This window comes from Kitasatospora sp. NPDC050543, assembly GCF_044457565.1.
Taxonomy (GTDB): domain Bacteria; phylum Actinomycetota; class Actinomycetes; order Streptomycetales; family Streptomycetaceae; genus Kitasatospora.
Genome location: NZ_JBITGZ010000003.1, coordinates 40,974 through 59,342, shown reverse-complemented (window position 1 = coordinate 59,342; position 18,369 = coordinate 40,974). Strand labels below are relative to the sequence as shown.

Sequence of the window (18,369 nt, the reverse complement as noted above, 5' to 3'; positions counted from 1 at the left end):
CTCCCCTCGGGCATCGGCCCGTTGCGCTGCTCACATGATCTGCACAAATATCGGCGGTCCGGTGCGTGCCGGTGCCCCGCGGTGGATAGGCTGGAGACGCCCGCGGCCGGTCCGCGAGCGGACAGCGGAAGGGGACGTCATGTCGACACCAGCCCGGGGTCGTCAGGTCACGCTGGACCAGGGAGGACCTGGCCGGTTCACCTCGCTGCAGCACGCGCTGAGACTGCTGGAGGCGGTCGACCGGCACCCCGGCGGAGCGAGTCAGGCCGCGCTTGCCCGGGAGACGGCGCTGCCGCTGCCGGACGTCCGCAAGCTGGTCGAGATCCTGGAGATCGAGGGCTATCTCCAGTGCCAGGACGGCGGTTGGGTGCTCGGCGGCACCTTCGCCCTGCTCGGGCAGTACAACCGCGAACAGGTGGTACGGGTCCGGCTCAACCACAAACTCGCCGAGCTGCGGGACGAGTTGGGCGCGGCGGTGTACTTCGCCCGGTACCACGAGGGCGAGTTGTCCATCGAGGCGGTCTCCGCGGCCGAGCACGCACCGGCCGTCCAGGAATGGGTGGACTTCAGGGCCACCGCGCACGCCAGTGCGATAGGGAAGTGCCTGCTCGCCCAGCTCGACCACGACAGCGTGCGAGACCACCTCGCCCGGCACCCCACCGCCCGCCTCACCTCGCGCACCATCACCGACCCCGAGCAGCTGATGCAGCGCCTGGAGCGCCAGCCGGCCAGCGTCCCGGTGCTGGACATCCAGGAATACGCGCTCGGCACCGTCTGCGCGGCCGTCCCGGTCATGGCGGGCAACACCGTCGGCTGCCTGGCCACCTCGATGCCCGTGGACAACGCACACCGCCTGCGGGCCGCCGCCGAACTGCTCGCCGAGCGGGCCGCGCCGCTGATGCTGGCGATGGCGGTCTGAGTCCGCGCCCGACGCGGGCCCGCCCGCGGGCGGGCCGGACGGCGTCAGCGTCGAGGCGGTCTGTGCTGAAGCCGGGCCGCCTCGCAGCCGCACGTCCCGGCGCGGCGGCGGTGCCGGTACGCGCGCAGGACGGCTTCGTCGGCCCCTGGCAAGGGCCCGGCTCTCACCGCGGGCGCTGCGCGCGCAGTGCGTCGGCCTTCGCCAGCGCGGCCGGGGTGAGGGGATGATGGCCGCCGGCCGGGCACGGCGTGCCCGCGCCGGTGCGGCTGGGGCGCTCCAGGGTGATGCTGTGGCCGCGGCCGGTCACCGCGAGGCCGGCTCCCCGCGGTGCGAGGACATGGCGGGCGATGACCGCTCCGCGCGTGGTGGAGATCGACAGGTACGGTTCGTCCAGCCGCCAGTGGACCTCCACGGCGGCGCCGGCCAGATCGGGCGGGACGGCGTAGGCGTTGCCGCGGAACGGCACCAGGTTGCCCCGGGTGACCGTGCGGATGACGCGGACCCGGGCGGGGAAGGGCGCCTCCGGAAGGTTCAGCAGGCCGCCCGTGCCGCCCACGGCTTCGGGGGCGGCCTGAGTACCGCGGACCGCCGGGTGCGGCCGGTCCATCCGCGCCGCGAGGTCATCCAGGTGCTGCTGTGCGGTGCGGATCCGGGTGTCACCGCACACGGCCGGCCACCACTGGCGGGTTGCCCGGCGGGCGGCTTCGTCCGCCGGGCCGTGCCGCTCGCCGTGGACGGGGCGGCAGGTGATCGCGACGTGGTAGTACCTGGCCACCTGGGTGAACGCCGGCGTCACCCGGCCGGTCACCGGAGAGCAGGCGGCCGGCGTCCGGTGGAAGCGCCAGCGCCCGGCGGTGCCGCCCAGACGCCGCAGAGCCTGGTCCATGGCTTCGACGACCTGCGGGAACTCCTCGTTCTCGGCGAGCACCGCGCGCCAGCGCCCGGTCCGCGCGAGCGTGGCGACCAGCACGTGGGCACGGCTCCCACCGCCCCACTGCGGGGGTGCGTCGGGAAGCGTCAGCCAGTCGAAGCGCACCTCCTCGCCTCCCTGCTGCGCAGTGTCCGGGGCGTGGCCGAGGGGAAGGCGCCGGCACCGGTCGCAGACCGGCCGCAGTTGGTACCTGCGCAGGGCACGCGTGAAGGTCGAGTACCCGCCGGGATACCCCAGCTCGACGAGTTCGTCGAACAGCGTGGTCGCCGGCAGGTGCCGGTCGTCGGCGAGGCGCTGGCGGCAGTACGGAGCGAACGGCAGGAACTCGTCCTGCGTGCGGCTGCGGACGCCGGCGGTGCGCTCCCCGCCGAGGTGCGAGCGCACGGTCTTGCGATCGCGGCCCAGATGCCGGGCGATGGCCGAGATGGACCACCCCCGGGAGCGGAGTGAGCAGGCCTCGTCGTATTCCTCCCTGGTGATCATCCAAATCCCCTCGTGGTCCGTTCCCCCGACCATGTGGACCCTGGCGTAATGCCTGCTCCAATGAGGCGGGAAATATAGCACGGTGCCGGGTGCGGCATGCAGGAGAAAGGTTCGCTCGTTGCCCGGGCAGGCCGCCCGGGGAACTTCGCGGAGCAGCTCGTACGGCTGGGAATGGTGCGCCCGATGGCGGCCGGTCGATGGTCCCGGATCAGTTGCGTCGGCGCGGAACGGGTTGGTCGATATGGCCCGCGCGCCCCCTGGGGAGTTTCACCGAGCAGCATCGAGGCTAATGCGGTACGTGGCCGCGGGTGGTCGTTCCCGTGCGGTCGGGAGGTCGTCCGGGAAGTGGTTGACGGGGTGGCGCGCGCCACCCGGGGAATTTCGCCGAGTGGTATCCGTGATGAATATGGAAGGACGCCCGTACGCCGTACATGCCGGGTCCGGCGGCCGTCGTTGATGGGGCATGAGTGCAACGAGCCAGCCAGAACCTTCACCACGCCCGGAACGGGAACCGGTCTGCCCCATCGGGGTGTGGCTCTTCGTTCCCGACCGCCGCAACCCTGCGGGCGATGTGCGGACCGGCTACCTGTCCGGCAACGGCGAGCGGGTCGTCCTGCAGCACTGCTCGCGCCTGCTCGCCGACTTCCTGCGGACGATCCGTCAGATCGAGGAGGACTTCACCGCCAGGTGCGGCGCCGAGCCCGCGCAGGCCGGAGCGTGAGGGCCGTGTTGCGACGGGGCGTGGCGTCAGCGGCCGGGCGCCTGCTCCGTGGGGCGCGCGGGGTGGGTCGGCATGTATGACTGGACGGACGGGTGCCCACTCTCGTACGGGACCGCCTGGTACGACGCGGGACCGAACCCGCCGCAGGCTGCGCCGGGTGAGCAGCCTGGCCTCTGCGACGAGCGTGACGTCCCGGGCGGACTGTGGTCCCTGTTCGCGCCCACGGAGGTGTTGGACCCGTGGAACCCGGGGCTCTTCGTGCCGCCTCCGCGTGCCCCCTCCGACGAGCCCGCGCGGACCGCCGTCGGCGTGGGAGCCGCGCTGCCGCTGCGGCCCAGGCGGCGGCCCGCGCCGGCGGCGGTGTCCCTCACCTGGCCGCAGGTCGTCGGCCCGCTGCTCGGGGTGCTGAGCGCGGTGACGTTCACCGCCGTGTGCCTGTTGGGCTGGCTGCTCTCCTACGATCCACTGCGGGGTCTGGCGATATCCCGCGTCCCGCACGGGCTGTCACTGTTCTGGCCGGCCATCGTCATCGGGCCGTGGCTCGTGGGCTGTCTCTCGGTGCTGCGGGCGGCGCTGGACGGGCGGCGGGTGGTGCACTCCTGGGTCGTGGTGGTCCTCTTCACCGGCATCGCCATCTGGCTCTGCTCTGCCGGGGTGGCCCGGACCATGCCCGATCTCGTGGTCGCAGGCCTGCCCCCGGTCACCGCCGTGGTGTCGCTGCACCAGCTGGTACGCCAGCTCGCCTCCGGCCGGGGCCCTCGGCGGGCCGCCACCCCCCGCAGGCCGTCCCGTCACGTGTCCCATCGGGCCCGCCGCTGACTCGGCGGTGCGACGGCCTCGGGCCTGGGTCTGGGCCTGGGCCGCCTGGGCCTGGGACCTAGGCCGAGGACAGCGGTGCGGAGCGATGCGGGCGTTCGCGGTTGTCGAAGCTCTCGGGGCCGCTCGGCTGCCGGGCGGGGACGTGCGGCCGGTCGCGGTCGCCGTCCCGGACGGCCAACCGGAACGAGACGGTCTTGCTTCCGTCGGCATGGGCTTCGTACGACCACGAGTCGGCGAGGTGCTCGACGAGGAACAGGCCGCGGCCGCTCTCGTGGGACCAGCCGGCCCTGGTCGGCCGGGGCAGGCCCAGCGAGCGGTCCCTGACGGCGATGGACAGCCACCGGCCGTCATGAGCGACCAGGACGGTGATCGGCTGCTGGTCGGGGGTGCGGATGGCGTTGGTCACCAGCTCGCTCGTCAGGAGTTCGGCGTCGTCCCGCAGGTGCTCCAGGCACCAGCGGGTGAGCATCGTGGTGACCATCCGCCGGGCCTGGCGTACACGATCGGGGTGCGGGCTGATCAGCACGGTGTGCGTGCGTCTCGCGTCGCTGGTGGTGGAGTCGGGCCTGCCGGGGGCGGTCGCCGGTCGCTCCGGTGGCAGCTGGGTGGGGCGCCCGCGCGCAGGCCCGCCGTCGGCTTCGATGCCGGTCGAGGCGGGGGAATGGTGATCCGTGTTCATCGGTCCCTTCCTGGGGCGTGCCGGCCGCCGGTCACCGCCCGTGGCGGCCGACGGCTGTTCCCGTCCCGCGGCCGGGAGAGCTCCCGCCGGGGGCCGGCGAATGCCCCGCGCTTTCGATGGTGTGGGTCGTGGACCGTCGCAGGCGGCGGTCGAGGGGCGGGTTCGGCCGTGGCCGGGACGCCGGTGCGCTCCTCGCGGATATCGCGGGCTTTGCCGCTTCTTCGCGAGGGCCTCGCTCATGCGGTGGTCCCGCCGGCAGGCGCCGCCCGGGGCAGCGGAAGAAGTCCGGTCCTTTCCTGGAGGCCGTTGCCCGCGAATCAAGATAGTCGCCGGCCGGCCGGCCGGAAGCGCTTTATCGCGATGCGAGGGGAGCGGAAGGGGTGTGGCGGCGGCGCGCGGAAAGGACCGGTCGGGGGTTTCCCGGCGGAGCGCTCGAATTCTCGACGAATCCCATCGAGGTATGGCTGCTTCCACTATCCTGTGACCCGGGCGCGCCGGTATCACATCATTTCTTTGCATGAGTAGGATTTCCGCCGCTCGCCCCGCTCGCAGGTCCTGATTGCCGGGGCCTGCGATTCCTGCCGTTGCCGGATGGTCTCCGTTCAGGGATGGGGGATCCGGCGGGGTTCATTCGGGGCGGGGACGGCAGCTCGCTCCGTGGCCGGTGGCCGGTGGCCGGCCTGGGCGCGCGGTCGGTTCGCCTCTATGCCCGTACGCGGCCGGCCCAACGGCGGGCGGCCGGTGGCCGGTGGGCCGGGGCCTGACCCGCCGGCCACCCGCGGAGCCACTATTAGACTCAATGTCGATAAGACTGGGCGAAACCCTTGTAGCCGGGCCTACCCGCGAGTACGTTTCCCAGAGCCGAGCCGCCGCCCGCAGGTCAGGAGGGCCCCATGCCCAGCTCCACATCCGCCACCGCAGCCACCGCCGTCCACGACAACCTCGTCCTGGAGCCCCGTGACGTCCGCTTCGACTGGTCCCGGCTGCCGCTGCACTGGATCCCCGACGAGCCGATCGCCACCCACACCATCAACGTCCTGCACCTGCTGCTCCCCGAGGGCGAGCGGTGGTTCGTCCGGGTCTTCAAGGACGCCCTGCCGATGATCACCGACGAGCAGCTGCGCGAGGAGGTGCTCGGCTTCATCGGCCAGGAGTCCATCCACGCCGAGGCCCACCAGGAGGTCCTGGACCACCTGCTCGCCCAGGGGCTCGACCCCCGCCCGTATGTGCGCCAGCTCGCCTGGCTGTTCCAGCGCATCCTCGGCGAGAAGCCCGGCCTGACGCCCACCCAGCGCCGCGAGAACATCATCGAGCGGGTCGCCTTCGTCGCCGCGATCGAGCACTTCACCGCGTTCCTCGGCGACTGGGCGCTCAACTCCCCGGGCCTGGACCGCGCCGGGGCCGACCCCGCGATGCTCGACCTGCTGCGCTGGCACGGCGCCGAGGAGGTCGAGCATCGCAGCGTCGCCTACGACCTGATGGTCCACCTCGACCCCGGCTACCTGCGCCGGGTGCGCGGCATGCTGGTCTCCGGCCCCCTGCTGGTGCACCTGTGGGTCCGCGGCGTGCGCTTCCTGCTCGCCGCCGACCCCACCCTGGAGGGCCGGCTGCGGCCCAGCTGGCGCGAGGCCTACCGGATCGCCCAGCGCGGACTGCTGCCCGACCCGGTGAAGTCCCTGCGTTCGGGCCTGCGCTACCTCAGGCGCGGCTACCACCCCACCCAGGAGGGCTCCTCCAGCCAGGCGCTCGGCTACCTCGCCGCCTCCCCCGCCGCCCGCGCCGCCGCCACCCACTGAACCCTCGCCAGGAGCCTGCCGGATGGACCTCACCACCCCGCCCCCGGACCTCTACGGGCGCCCCGGCGCCGACCGCTTCATGCGGCGCGTCACCGCCTTCGGGGACCGCTACACCCCCGCCCTCGGCCGCCCGCTGCTGCGCCGCAACCCTCGCCGCCCGCCCAGCCGCCCCACCCCGCCACTGCACCTGGTCGTCACCACCCACCGCGCCGTCGCCACCGACATCGTCGAACTGCGGCTGGCCGATCCCGGCGGCGACCCGCTGCCCGCCTGGCAGCCCGGCGCCCACATCCGCCTCGTCCTGCCCTCCGGCCGCGAACGCCACTACTCGCTGTGCGGCGACCCCGCGGACCGCGCCGGCTACCGGATCGCCGTCCGCCGCCTGCCGAACGGCGGCGGCGGCTCCGTCGAGGTGCACGACGAACTGCACGTAGGCGCCCGGCTCACCGTCCGCCGCCCCCGCAACGGCTTCGCCTTCTGCGGTGAGCGAGCCGTCCTGCTGCTGGCCGGCGGCATCGGCATCACCCCGCTGCTGCCGATGGCCCGCGAGGCCCGGCGCCTCGGCCTGGACTGGCGCCTGGTCCACACCGGCCGCAGCGCCGACACCCTGCCCTTCACCGAGGAGCTGCGCGCCCTCGACCCGAGCCGCGTCGAGCTGCGCACCGACCAGGAGCACGGGGTGCCCACCGGCGCCGAACTGCTCGCCCACGCGCCCGCCGGCGCCGCCGTCTACTGCTGCGGCCCGGCCCCGATGCTCGCCGCCGTCCGGGACGCGCTGGCCGCCCAGCCCGCCCGCGCCCTGCACTTCGAACGCTTCGGCGCCGCGCCGATCCAGGGCGGCCACCCCTTCACCCTGCGCCTGGGCGCGCAAGGGCCGCTGCTGGACGTCCCCGCCGACCGCTCCGCCCTGGACGTCGCCCGCGAGCTGCGCCCCGACCTGCCGTACTCCTGCCACCAGGGCTTCTGCGGCACCTGCAAGGTCCGGGTGCTCGCCGGCACGCCCGAGCACCGCGACCGGCGGCTGACCGAGCAGGACCGCACGGCCGGCGACCTGCTGCCCTGCGTCTCCCGCGCCGCCGAGGGCGAGACCCTCGTCCTGGACATCTAGAGGAGCCCGCCATGGCCGAACCCGCCTTCCCGTACGACGAGCGCGACCTGGCCCGGTTCCGGGAGACCCAGCAGCTCGCCTACCACTGCGCCGAACAGGTCGGCGCCTGGATCGAGCCCGGGGTGACCGAGCGCCAGGCCACCGCCGAGCTGCGCCGCCGCCTGGTCGCCGCCGGGGTGCAGGACTTCTTCCACATCCCGTTCGCCTGGTTCGGCGACCGCACCGCGTTCCGTCGCTTCCACACCCCGCTGCAGTTCTTCGCCGGCAACCGCAGGCTCACCGAGGGCATGCCGTACGTCCTGGACTGCGCACCGGTCGTCGACGGCTACACCGCCGACATCGGCTACGGCGGCAAGGTCGGCGACAACCCGGTCTGGGACGTCCTCGCCGCCGACCTCCGGGTCTACCGCGAGCTGATCCTGCGCGAGGTGCGGGCCCGCAGACCGCTCGACGAGGTGTACGCCGCCGTCGACGCGCAGATCGCCGCGCACGGCTACGACAACCGCCACCGGGTCTACCCGGGCCGGGTGATCGGCCACCAGGTGACCAGGACCACCACCCGCGGCCCGGCCGGGGTCAACCTGCTCGGCTTCGGGGTGCGTACACTCCAGACCCTCGGCCGGGAGCTGATCAGCGAGCGCCTGCACGGCCGTTCACCGCTCTGGGCGGACGGCCGGGCCTCCCGGCACGCCCCCACCCCGGGCCTGTGGGCGGTCGAACCGCACATCGGCTTCCGGGACGTGGGCATCAAGTTCGAGGAGCTGCTGGTGGTCACCGAGGACGACGCCTACTGGCTCGACGACGACCTGCCGCACGTGCGGCGCTGGACCAAGCCGGAGGAGACCCGATGACGCCGACCCGCCTGACCGTCCGCTCGGCGGGCCTGCCGCTGGCCGTCTTCGAGCAGGGCGAGCGCGACGCACCCACCGTCCTGCTGGTGCACGGCTACCCGGACACCCACCGGGTCTGGGACGACGTCGCCGAGGACCTCGCCCGCGACCACCACGTGGTGCGCTACGACGTCCGCGGCGCCGGCGAATCCGGCGTGCCGAACTCCCGGGCCGGCTACCGGCTGGAGCTGTTGGCCGCCGACCTGCTCGCGGTCGCCGACGCCGTCAGCCCGGACCGCCCGGTGCACGTGGTGGCGCACGACTGGGGATCGCTCCAGGCCTGGGAGGCCGTCACGGCGCCCGGCGCGCAGCACCGGATCGCCGCCTACACCACGATGTCCGGGCCCTGCCTGGACCACGTCGGCCACTGGATGCGCGAGCGCCTGCGCCGCCCCACCCCCCGCCACCTGCGCCAGCTGCTCACCCAGGGCGCGCAGTCCTGGTACATCACCGCCTTCCACCTGCCCTACCTCGCCCCCGCCGCCTGGCGGCTCTGGCTGGCCCGCACCTGGCCCAGGGTGCTGCGCGACCTGGAGGCCGTCACCCCGCGCCCCGGCCACCCGCAGCCCACCCTGCGCCGGGACGCCGTCCGGGGTATCGAGCTGTACCGGGCCAACATGCGGCCCACCCTGCGCAGCCCCCGCGAGCGGCGCACCGAGGTGCCCGTCCAGCTGGTCACCCTCACCCGGGACCACTACGTCGGCCCGCACCTGTCCGAGGGCCTGGAGCGGTGGGCGCCCGACCTGACCCGCCGCTCGCTGAACGCCACCCACTGGTCCGCACTGCTGGAGAAGGGGCCCGCCGTGGCCGAGCTGGTCCGTACGTTCACCGCCCGGATCGAGGGCGGGCAGCCGGCCGGGCAGCCGGACGACGGCCGCCTGGTGGTGGTGACCGGCGCCGGCAGCGGCATCGGCCGCGCCACCGCGCTGGCCTTCGCCGAGCAGGGCTCCCGCGTGGTGGTCTGCGACGTCGACCTGGAGGCCGCCGAGCGCACCGCGCAGCTCGCCGCCCTGCTCGGCCCGGGCGCGTACGCCTACCGGGTGGACGTCAGCGACGGCGAGGCCGTGGACGCCTTCGCCAAGCAGGTCGCCGCCGGGCACGGTGTGCCCGACGTGGTGGTCAACAACGCGGGCATCGGCCACTCCGGGACCTTCCTGCAGACCACCGAGAAGGAGTGGCAGCGGGTCCTGGACGTCAACCTGTGGGGCGTCATCCACGGCTGCCGGGCGTTCGGCACCATGATGGCCGAGCGCGGCGAGGGCGGGCACATCGTCAACCTGGCCTCGGCCGCCGCCTACCTGCCCTCCAAGGTGCTGGCCGCCTACGCCACCAGCAAGGCCGCCGTGCTGATGCTCTCCGACTGCCTGCGTGCCGAGCTCGCCCCGGCGGGCATCGGCGTCAGCGCGATCTGCCCGGGCATCATCAACACCAACATCACCCGCACCTCCACCTTCTCCGGCGTCACCGCGGCCCAGCAGCACGCCAAGCAGCAGCGCGCCGCGAAGCTGTACGCCCGCCGCGGCTTCCCACCCGAGAAGGTCGCCGCCGAGATCCTGCGCGCGGTCCGTACCAACACGCCGGTCGTCCCCGTCACCCTGGAGGCCAAGGCCGCCCGCCTGTTGGGCCGCCTCTCCCCGGGCCTGCTGCGCCTGGCCGCCCGCCTGAACGTGGGCTGAGCGAGCGGTGTGCTGCCCGATGGTCGGAGATCATCGGGCAGCACACGGAATGCCCTGTGGGTCGTCAGCGGGCGGATCGCCCGGAAGGCCCGGTGGTCCAGGGTCAGCACGATGTCCGTCCGGAACCCGGCGACGAGTGCCGCGTTGACGGCACCCGCGAGATCGAGGTCGAGTCCGGCGTACCGGGCCCGGACCACCTGCGCTGTCCAGCGTGTCGGCGGTGATCCCGGGGAGGACCGCGCGCCCGGTCCGGACCCGGCGGCGGATGTCGTCGATGGCCCCGAACGCCGCTCCGGGCCCGAGGATCCGCCGGGCGAGGTGGTCGACCTCGCTCGGCAGAACCGGGGAGATGACGCGTGTCAGGTGGCGGCCCGGGTGGTGTCGTTTGGTACTCCTGGTGGGCATCACTCGCGCGCCCGAAGGAGCGGCACCATGGCCACCGGAATCGTGACGTCGTACCACGAGGAGCTCGGCTACGGGGTGATCCAGCCCGACGACGGCGGGCCGGAGGTGACCGTCTACTACGACTCGGTGCTCGGTGAGGGCGGCCGGGTCCCGATCGCAGGACCGGAGAACCAGGTCCTGGCCGTCGGTCAGAAGGTCTCCTACGAACCCACCGTGCAGGAGGGCCGCCCGGTCGCCGAGCACGTCAGGCTGCTCTAGCCGCGGCCCGTCACCCGGGTGGCGCCCAGCGGGTGCCGGGGCGGCGGGCCGGCGCTGCACTGGAGGCTGCGGACCACCGGCGGACTCAGGAGCAGATCATGGCGGTCATCGTGACATTCGACATGCCCGGCGCCACCCAGGCGATGTACGACGAGGGCATGGACCGCCTCAGTGGCGGTGCGGGCTTCGCCTCCCGTACGGAGTGGCCCGTCCCGGGCATGATCGCGCACATCGCGGGCCCGAGCCCGGCCGGGTGGTTCGTGACGGACGTCTGGGAGTCCAAGGAGGCGTTCGAGCGCTTCGCCGCGGTGCTGGTGCCGGTCCTGAAGGAGCTCGGCTACCCGGACAGCCCGCCGCTGGTGTTCCCCGCGTACAACGTCGTGATCGACTGAGCGGACGGCCCGAGGCCCGCCCGGCCGGGCGGGCCTCAGGCCGCGGTGGAGCGCGCCTCGGCGGCCTCGGCGCCGGCCGAGCGGGCCAGATCGTGGTGGATCGGCCCCTGCCCGGCGGAGAGCGGCAGGCAGCTGCCGCCGCGGCGGTGGGCGACGATCTCGGCGGCGACCGAGACGGCCGTCTCCTCGGGCGTACGGGCGCCGAGGTCCAGCCCGATGGGGGAGCGCAGCTGCCCGATCTCGGCCTCGGTCAGCCCGACCTCGCGCAGCCGGGCGTTGCGGTCGCGGTGGGTGCGGCGCGAGCCCATCGCGCCGACGTAACCGACCGGCAGCCGCAGGGCGCGCTCCAGCAACGGGATGTCGAACTTGGCGTCGTGGGTGAGCACACAGAGCACCGTGCGGCCGTCGATCTTCTCCAGCTGGGAGTCCAGGTAGCGGTGCGGCCAGTCGACCACGACCTCGTCGGCGTCGGGGAAGCGGCGTTCGGTGGCGAAGACCGGCCGGGCGTCGCAGACCGTGACCCGGTAGCCGAGGAACTTGCCGATCCGCACCACGGCGGCGGCGAAGTCGATCGCGCCGAAGACCAGCATCCGCGGCGCGGGCACGTACGCCTCGACGAAGAAGGTGACGGTGCCCTGCTCATCGTCGTCGCACGGGCGGCCGTCCAGGCCGAGCACGACCCGGCCGGTGCGGCCGGCGTCCAGCATGGCCCGGGCCTCGGCGACGGCGGCGCGCTCCAGGGAACCGGTGGTGGTGGGGGCGGGGGAGAGCGAGCCGTGGTGGGTGTCGGCGGTGACGGCGACGGTGGCGCCGAGCAGGGCCGGCGGCCCGGCGATCACCCGGGCGAGGGCGACCGGGGTGCCGGAGGCGATGTAGGTGATGCCCGCGTCGAGCGCGGGGTCGGTGCCGGGGACGATCGGCTGGACGAACACGTCGAGGATTCCGCCGCAGGTCAGACCCACCGCGAAGGCGTCCTCGTCGCTGTAGCCGAAGCGCTCCAGCACCGGCGTGCCGGAGGCGATCGCCTGCTCGCACAGCTCGTAGACGGCGCCCTCGACGCAGCCGCCCGACACGCTGCCGATCGCCTCGCCCGCGGCGTCGACGGCCAGCGCCGCGCCCGGGTCGCGCGGCGCGCTGCCCGAGACACCGACGACCGTCGCCACGGCGAAGGAGCGCCCGGACGCGTGCCAGGCCTGCAACTGCTCGGCGATGTCCTGCATGTCAGGTGCTCCTTACCAAGTCCAGTGTGCACGGTGTACGGGAGGTGCCGCGGTACGGGAGCGGGTGCCCCGTACCGCGGCGGGCGGTGGGTGGTGCCTAGTGCACGCCCAGCCAGTCCTTGATCGGGACGAGGGCGAAGTAGACCACGAAGACCCCGGTCAGGATCCACATCAGCGGGCCGGGCTCGCGCCACTTGCCGGTGCCGGCCTTGATGACCGTGTAGGAGATGACACCGGCGGCCACACCGGCGGTGATGCTGTAGGTGAACGGCATCAGGACGCAGGTGAGGAAGGCCGGGATGGCGACCTCGCGGTCGGACCAGTCGATGTGCCGGGCCTGGCTCATCATCATCGAGCCGATGACCACCAGGGCCGCGGCGGCGACCTCGACCGGGACGATCGCGGCGAGCGGCGAGAAGAACAGCATCAGGGCGAACATCGCGCCGGTGACGGTGGAGGCGAGGCCGGTGCGGGCGCCGTCGCCGACGCCGGTGGCCGACTCCACGAACACGGTCTGGCCGGAGGCGCCCGCGACGCCGCCGATGGCGCCGCCGGCGCCGTCGATGAACAGCGCCTTGGAAAGGCCGGGCATCCGCCCCTGCTTGTCCGCGAGGCCGGCCTCGGTGCCGACGCCGATGATGGTGGCCATCGCGTCGAAGAAGCCGGCCAGCACCAGGGTGAAGACCGCGACCGTGGCGCTGATCGCGCCCAGGCCCTGGCCGCCGAACGCGCCGAACAGATCGACGCTGCCGAACAGGCCGAAGTCGGGTGCCGAGACCGGGCTGCCGGGCCACACCGGGGCGGAGCTGCTCCAGGTCTTGGCCGGCAGGTCGACGACCGCGTTGACGACGAACGCGACCACGGTGCCGCCGGCGATGCCGATCAGGATCGCGCCGCGGACGTTGCGGGCGAGCAGGACGAAGATCGTCAGCAGGGTGAGGCAGAAGACCAGGACGGGCCAGCCGGAGAGCTCACCGAACGCGCCGAGCGAGACGGGGGTCGGGCCGCCGGTGTGCACGAAGCCGGCCTTGACCAGGCCGATCAGCGCGACGAACAGGCCGATGCCGATGGTGATGGCGTGCTTGAGCGGCAGCGGGATGCCGTTCATGATCTTCTCGCGCAGTCCCGAGACGACCAGCAGCACGATCAGCAGGCCGTAGATCACACAGAGGCCCATGGCCTGCGGCCAGGTGGTGTGCGGTACGACCAGCGCGGATATCGCGCCGGAGACCGAGAGGCCCGCGGCCACCGCCAGCGGGACGTTGCCGACCACGCCCATAAGGATCGTGGTGACGGCCGCGGCGAGCGCGGTCGCCGTGGTGAGCTGCGCGTGGTCCAGCTTGAGACCGTCGACGTCGGCGCCGCTCAGGATGATCGGGTTGAGCAGGACGATGTAGGCCATCGCCATGAAGGTGGTGAGGCCACCGCGGAGCTCGTTGCCGAAGGTCGAGCCCCGGGCCGAGATCTTGAAGTAGGCGTCGAGCCGGTTCTTCGGCGAAGTCGCTGGTGCTGCCTCGGGCGACGTGGGGGCGTCGTCCGTGGCGGGTCTGTCGTCAGTGGTACCTGGCTCCGTCGGGATCCGGGTCATGTCCACTCCCAAGGTTCATAGGGGGTTGGGGTGGGCGAGCCGACCTGGTGGCCAGACCGAGCTGGCGCAGGGGGACTGTTCGACTCACGAGGCGCACTCTGTGGCAGTGCCTGCGGTGCGTGGGCTGCCCCGGCCGGTGGCCGGGGGAGGGTGGTGCGCACCGCTGCAGAACCCCGGCGTGGGAGAGGCAGCGGATTGATGCGTTCGCTTTGCGTGAGGTGGTGCTCTTCGGTGCTGCCCCGGGGCGGCGGGGAAGACTGACGCCGCCCCGGGGAGGTTCGGTCGGGACTAGAGGGTCCCGGTGAGGTGCTCGGGTCGGACCGGGATCCGGTTGAGCGCGATGCCGGTGGCCTGGCGGATGGCCGCCACGATCGACGGCGTGGCGGAGACGGTGGGGGCCTCGCCGACGCCGCGCAGCCCGTACGGGGCGTGCGGGTCGGGCAGCTCCAGTACGTCGACCGGGATCGGCGGGACGTCCAGGATGGTGGGGATCAGGTAGTCGGTGAAGGACGCGTTGCGTACCTTCCCGTCCTTCACGATGATCTCCTCCATCACGGCGAGGCCGAGCGCCTGGGTGCAGCCGCCCTGGATCTGGCCGACCACCGAGAGCGGGTTCAGCGCCTTGCCGACGTCCTGGGCGGCGGTCAGCTCGACCACCTTGACCAGGCCGAGCTCGACGTCCACGTCGACCACCGCGCGGTTGGCGCAGAAGGTGTACTGGACGTGGCCGAAGCCCTGCCCGGTCTCCTTGTCGAACGGGACGGTCGGACGGTGGTGGTGCTCACGGGTGAGGTCGATCGCGTCGTCGCCCAGCAGGTCGACGATGGAGATCAGCACACCCGCGGACTCCGAGACCACCTTGCCGCCGACGAGCGACAGGTCGTTCTGGGTCCAGCCGTAGCGCCGGCGGCCCTTGTCGAACACCGCCTGCTTGACGGCCTCTGCGGCGAGCTTCACCGCACCACCGGTCATGTACGTCTGACGCGAGGCGGAGGTGGAGCCGGCCGAGCCGACCTCGGTGTTGGCCGGGTGGATGGTGACCTGCTCCACGCCCAGCTCGGTACGGGCGATCTGGGCGTGCACGGTGATGCCGCCCTGGCCGACCTCGGCCATCGCGGTGTGCACCATGGCGACCGGCTCGCCGCCGATGACCTCCAGGCGGACCCGGGCGGTGGAGTAGTCGTCGAAGCCCTCGGAGAAGCCGACGTTCTTGATACCGACCGAATAGCCGATGCCGCGCACGATGCCCTCACCGTGCGAGGTGTTGGACAGGGCACCGGGCAGCGTGCGGACGTCGAGGTCGTCCAGGTCCAGCGGCGGCGGGAGCGGCATGTCCTTGACCCGCTGGAGCAGCTCGGCGACCGGGGCCGGCGAGTCGATGACCTGGCCGGTGGGCATCGGGTCGCCCTCCGACATGGCGTTCAGCTGGCGCAGCTCCACCGGGTCCATGCCCAGCTCGGCGGCGAGCTTGTCCATCTGCGTCTCGTAGCCGAAGCAGGCCTGGACGGCGCCGAAGCCGCGCATCGCGCCGCAGGAGGGGTTGTTGCTGTAGAGGGCGATGGCCTCCATCCGCACGTTCGGGATGTTGTACGGGCCGTGGCCGAGCGAGGCGGCGTTGCCGACGACGGCGGGCGAGGCGGAGGCGTAGGCGCCGCCGTCCAGCACGATCCGGGCGTCCGCGTAGACCAGCTTGCCGTCGCGGGTGGCGCCGTGCTCGTAGTACATCTTCGCCGGGTGGCGGTGCACGTGACCGAAGAAGGACTCGTCGCGGGCGTAGACGATCTTGACGGGTTTGCCGGTGCGCTGGGCGAGCAGGCAGGCGTGGATCTGCATCGACAGGTCCTCGCGGCCGCCGAAGGCGCCGCCGACGCCGGCGAGGGTCAGGCGGACCTTCTCCTCCGGCAGGCCGAGCACCGGGGCGACCTGCTGGCGGTCCACGTGCAGCCACTGGGTGGCGACGTAGAGGTCGATGCCGCCGTCCTCGGCGGGCACGGCCAGGCCGGACTCGGGGCCGAGGAAGGCCTGGTCCTGCATGCCGACCTCGTAGTGGCCGCTGACGACCACGTCCGCGAGGGCGCGGATCTCGTCGGTCACGCCGCCGCCGTGCACCAGCTTCTGGCTGTGGCAGATGTTGCCGTACCCGTGCGACTTGAACTCGTGCGGCTCGTGGACGTAGCCGTACACCTCGGGGTGGAGGCACTGCTCCTCGGTGACGATCGGGGTGAGCACCTCGTACTCGACCTTGATCTTCTTCACCGCGCGGCGCGCCGTCTCCGGGTGGTCCGCCGCGACGATCGCGATGGCCTCACCGTGGTAGCGGACCTTGTCGATGGCCAGCGCCGGCTGGTCCTGGATCTCCAGGCCGTAGAACTTGCTGCCGGGGATGTCCTCGTGGGTGAGCACCGCGTAGACGCCGGGGAGCTTGAGCGCCTCGGAGATGTCCACACCGAGGATGTTGGCCCGGGGGTGCGGCGAGCGCAGCGCCATACCCCAGAGCATGTCCTCGTGCCACAGGTCGGAGGAGTACGCGAACTCGCCCTTGACCTTCAGCGTGCCGTCGGGGCGCAGCGGCGAGCCGCCGATGCCGTCCGGGCTGCCGGTGCGGATTTCCTGCAGGTTCTTCTGACCCTGGATGGTACGAGTGCTCATTCGGAGGTACCCGCCTTCTGGCACTTGCGGGCGGAAGCCAGCCGCACCGCGTCCATGATCTTCTCGTAGCCGGTGCAGCGGCACAGGTTGCCGGACAGCGCCTCGCGGATGTCGGTGTCGCTGGGCTGGGCGTCCTGCTCCAGCAGCGCGTCGGTCTGCACCAGCAGCCCCGGGGTGCAGAAGCCGCACTGCACGGCTCCGGCGTCGATGAACGCCTGCTGGACGTAGCCCAGCTCGCCGTTCTCGTCGGTCAGGCCCTCGACGGTGCGGACCTCACGGCCCTGCACCTGGCCGGCCGCGACCAGACAACTGCAGACCGGGGTGCCGTCCAGGTACACCGTGCAGGAGCCGCACTCGCCCTGCTCGCAGGCGTTCTTGGAGCCCGGCAGACCCACCCGCTCGCGCAGCACGTACAGGAGGCTCTCGCCCTCCCAGACGTCGTCCGCCTCGACCGGCTTGCCGTTGGCGGTGAATGTGACCCTCATGCCGCGCTCCTGATCTGCTTGCTGTAGTCGTTCCACGTCCAGGTGAGCGTGCGGCGGGCCATCACGGCCAGGGAGTGCCGGCGGTAGTCGGCCGTGCCGCGGACGTCGTCGATCGGGGAGGCGGCGGCCTTCACCAGCTCACCGAACCTCTGGATCACCTCGGTGCCCAGCAGGTCACCGGACTCCCACAGGCCGCGCTCGGCGAGCACGCCCTGCAGGTACTCCTCGGCCTCCACGGCGCGGCGCGGCGTGGGGGCAGCCGAACCGATCCCGGTACCGACGGTGCCGTTCTTGGGGTGCAGGGCGAAGCCGAAGGCGCAGACGGCGATGACCATCGCGTTCCGGGTGCCGATCTTGGAGAACTGCTGCGGGCCGTCGGCGACCGGGATGTGGACGGCGCGGATCAGCTCGTCCTGCTCCAGCGAGTTGCGCTTCACCCCGACGTAGAAGTCGTCGATCGCGATCATCCGGGTACCGCGTACGGAGGCCGCCTCGACGAAGACGTCACGGCCGGCCGCCAGCAGCGCGGGGTGCGCGTCACCGGCCGGGGAGGCACCGCCGAGGTTGCCGCCGACGCCGCCGCGGTTGCGGATCTGCGGGGAGCCGACGGTGTGCGCCGCGAGCGCCAGCCCGGGGAGGGGCCCGGACAGCTCGTTGATGATCCTGGTGTAGGGCACCGAGGCGCCGAGCCTCACCACGTCGCCGGTGGTCTCCCACTCCGACAGCTCGGTGATGCGGTTCAGATCGAGAATCGCGGATGGCCGGTGCACGTCGAAGTTCATCTCGACCATGACGTCCGTACCGCCCGAGATGGGCAGCGCGGTCGGGTACTCAGCCTTCGCCGCGAGTGCCTCGTCCCACGTAGCGGGCCGAAGGAACTCCATGCGGGTGTCTCCTCAAGTCGTTGCCAGCTCGAACATCTGGGCACTGTGCCCGAGATCCGACGGGGGCTCGCCCGATCGGGCGCGTCTACGCGGGTCTCAAACCCTTGTGTGTCGGACTTTGCTACCGCTCCGTTGCCGGGGCGTAGTGTCCTGGTCACCGGGGTGTGTCCGGCGGCGTGTGGCCAGTGAACCGCTGTGACCCCGCCCACTGGCAGTCACCGATGGCATGAAGCCCTTGCCATGGTGCCGCCCGGCATCCTGTACGTTCCTCTAAGGCGGACAATTGCCCAGCCCAGCGGTAACTGGGCCGTCACCTACGACCGTAATCCGGCCGTGATTCCCAAGCTATGGGCCCGTGACCCGGGAGCCGGTTGAACGTAACGCCGAGCACTGATGTTCGGGCACACTGTGAGCCCCCCACCCCGATCGGCTCACCCCCGCCCGCCGTCGTCCCCCGTCCTGCCCA

The 18,369-nt window shown here is 72.6% G+C and carries 16 protein-coding genes; 9 read left to right on the top strand and 7 right to left on the bottom strand.

Features of this window, described 5'->3' with window-relative positions; translation table 11 throughout:
- Positions 1-139 precede the first annotated feature (139 nt).
- Positions 140-919, top strand: coding sequence for an IclR family transcriptional regulator (locus ACIBH3_RS04650; protein ID WP_396310403.1), 780 nt, complete (start codon positions 140-142; stop codon positions 917-919).
- Positions 920-1,082: 163 nt separating this feature from the next.
- On the opposite strand, the gene ACIBH3_RS04645 is transcribed toward ACIBH3_RS04650, so the two are convergent.
- Positions 1,083-2,333, bottom strand: a complete 1,251-nt coding sequence (locus ACIBH3_RS04645; RefSeq protein ID WP_396310402.1) for a Mu transposase domain-containing protein — start codon at positions 2,331-2,333, stop codon at positions 1,083-1,085.
- Positions 2,334-2,862: 529 nt separating this feature from the next.
- On the opposite strand from ACIBH3_RS04645, the gene ACIBH3_RS04640 reads away from it, so the two are divergent.
- Both ACIBH3_RS04640 and ACIBH3_RS04635 read left to right on the top strand, forming a co-directional pair.
- Entirely contained in the window at positions 2,863-3,054 is a 192-nt protein-coding gene (locus ACIBH3_RS04640; protein ID WP_396310401.1) for a hypothetical protein, read from the top strand.
- A gap of 72 nt (positions 3,055-3,126) precedes the next feature.
- Positions 3,127-3,873 carry a DUF2637 domain-containing protein gene (locus ACIBH3_RS04635; RefSeq protein ID WP_396310400.1) on the top strand — a complete coding sequence of 249 codons (747 nt, stop codon included), beginning with the start codon at positions 3,127-3,129 and terminating at the stop codon, positions 3,871-3,873.
- A 58-nt stretch (positions 3,874-3,931) separates the two neighbouring features.
- Here ACIBH3_RS04635 and ACIBH3_RS04630 read toward each other — a convergent pair whose 3' ends face one another.
- A complete protein-coding gene (locus ACIBH3_RS04630) occupies positions 3,932-4,552 on the bottom strand; it encodes an ATP-binding protein (RefSeq protein WP_396310399.1) in 621 nt (206 codons plus the stop codon).
- 893 nt (positions 4,553-5,445) lie between these two features.
- On the opposite strand from ACIBH3_RS04630, the gene ACIBH3_RS04625 reads away from it, so the two are divergent.
- The 6 genes from ACIBH3_RS04625 to ACIBH3_RS04600 all read left to right on the top strand — a co-directional run bounded on the left by ACIBH3_RS04625 (position 5,446) and on the right by ACIBH3_RS04600 (position 11,077).
- Positions 5,446-6,348, top strand: coding sequence for a metal-dependent hydrolase (locus ACIBH3_RS04625; protein ID WP_396310398.1), 903 nt, complete (start codon positions 5,446-5,448; stop codon positions 6,346-6,348).
- Positions 6,349-6,370: 22 nt separating this feature from the next.
- On the top strand, positions 6,371-7,456 hold the full coding sequence (locus ACIBH3_RS04620) for a PDR/VanB family oxidoreductase (RefSeq protein ID WP_396310397.1): 1,086 nt from the start codon (positions 6,371-6,373) through the stop codon (positions 7,454-7,456).
- Between the two features lie 11 nt (positions 7,457-7,467).
- Positions 7,468-8,307 carry a M24 family metallopeptidase gene (locus ACIBH3_RS04615; RefSeq protein WP_396310396.1) on the top strand — a complete coding sequence of 280 codons (840 nt, stop codon included), beginning with the start codon at positions 7,468-7,470 and terminating at the stop codon, positions 8,305-8,307.
- On the top strand, positions 8,304-10,022 hold the full coding sequence (locus ACIBH3_RS04610) for an SDR family oxidoreductase (protein WP_396310395.1): 1,719 nt from the start codon (positions 8,304-8,306) through the stop codon (positions 10,020-10,022). The genes ACIBH3_RS04615 and ACIBH3_RS04610 overlap by 4 nt, the downstream gene beginning before the upstream one ends.
- A 432-nt stretch (positions 10,023-10,454) precedes the next feature.
- A complete protein-coding gene (locus ACIBH3_RS04605; RefSeq protein WP_396310394.1) occupies positions 10,455-10,685 on the top strand; it encodes a cold-shock protein in 231 nt (76 codons plus the stop codon).
- Between the two features lie 98 nt (positions 10,686-10,783).
- Positions 10,784-11,077 carry a hypothetical protein gene (locus ACIBH3_RS04600; RefSeq protein ID WP_396310393.1) on the top strand — a complete coding sequence of 98 codons (294 nt, stop codon included), beginning with the start codon at positions 10,784-10,786 and terminating at the stop codon, positions 11,075-11,077.
- A gap of 35 nt (positions 11,078-11,112) precedes the next feature.
- Here the strand turns inward: ACIBH3_RS04600 and ACIBH3_RS04595 are convergent, their stop codons facing one another.
- The 5 genes from ACIBH3_RS04595 to ACIBH3_RS04575 all read right to left on the bottom strand — a co-directional run bounded on the left by ACIBH3_RS04595 (position 11,113) and on the right by ACIBH3_RS04575 (position 17,903).
- Entirely contained in the window at positions 11,113-12,297 is a 1,185-nt protein-coding gene (locus ACIBH3_RS04595) for an XdhC family protein (protein WP_396310392.1), read from the bottom strand.
- Positions 12,298-12,394: 97 nt separating this feature from the next.
- A complete protein-coding gene (locus tag ACIBH3_RS04590; RefSeq protein WP_396310391.1) occupies positions 12,395-13,885 on the bottom strand; it encodes an NCS2 family permease in 1,491 nt (496 codons plus the stop codon).
- A gap of 288 nt (positions 13,886-14,173) precedes the next feature.
- A complete protein-coding gene (pucD, locus tag ACIBH3_RS04585) occupies positions 14,174-16,534 on the bottom strand; it encodes a xanthine dehydrogenase subunit D (protein WP_396310390.1) in 2,361 nt (786 codons plus the stop codon).
- Positions 16,531-17,019, bottom strand: a complete 489-nt coding sequence (locus tag ACIBH3_RS04580) for a (2Fe-2S)-binding protein (RefSeq protein WP_396310389.1) — start codon at positions 17,017-17,019, stop codon at positions 16,531-16,533. The genes pucD and ACIBH3_RS04580 overlap by 4 nt, the downstream gene beginning before the upstream one ends.
- Entirely contained in the window at positions 17,016-17,903 is an 888-nt protein-coding gene (locus ACIBH3_RS04575) for an FAD binding domain-containing protein (protein ID WP_396310388.1), read from the bottom strand. Before ACIBH3_RS04575 ends, ACIBH3_RS04580 begins: the two co-directional genes overlap by 4 nt.
- Positions 17,904-18,369: the final 466 nt, after the last annotated feature.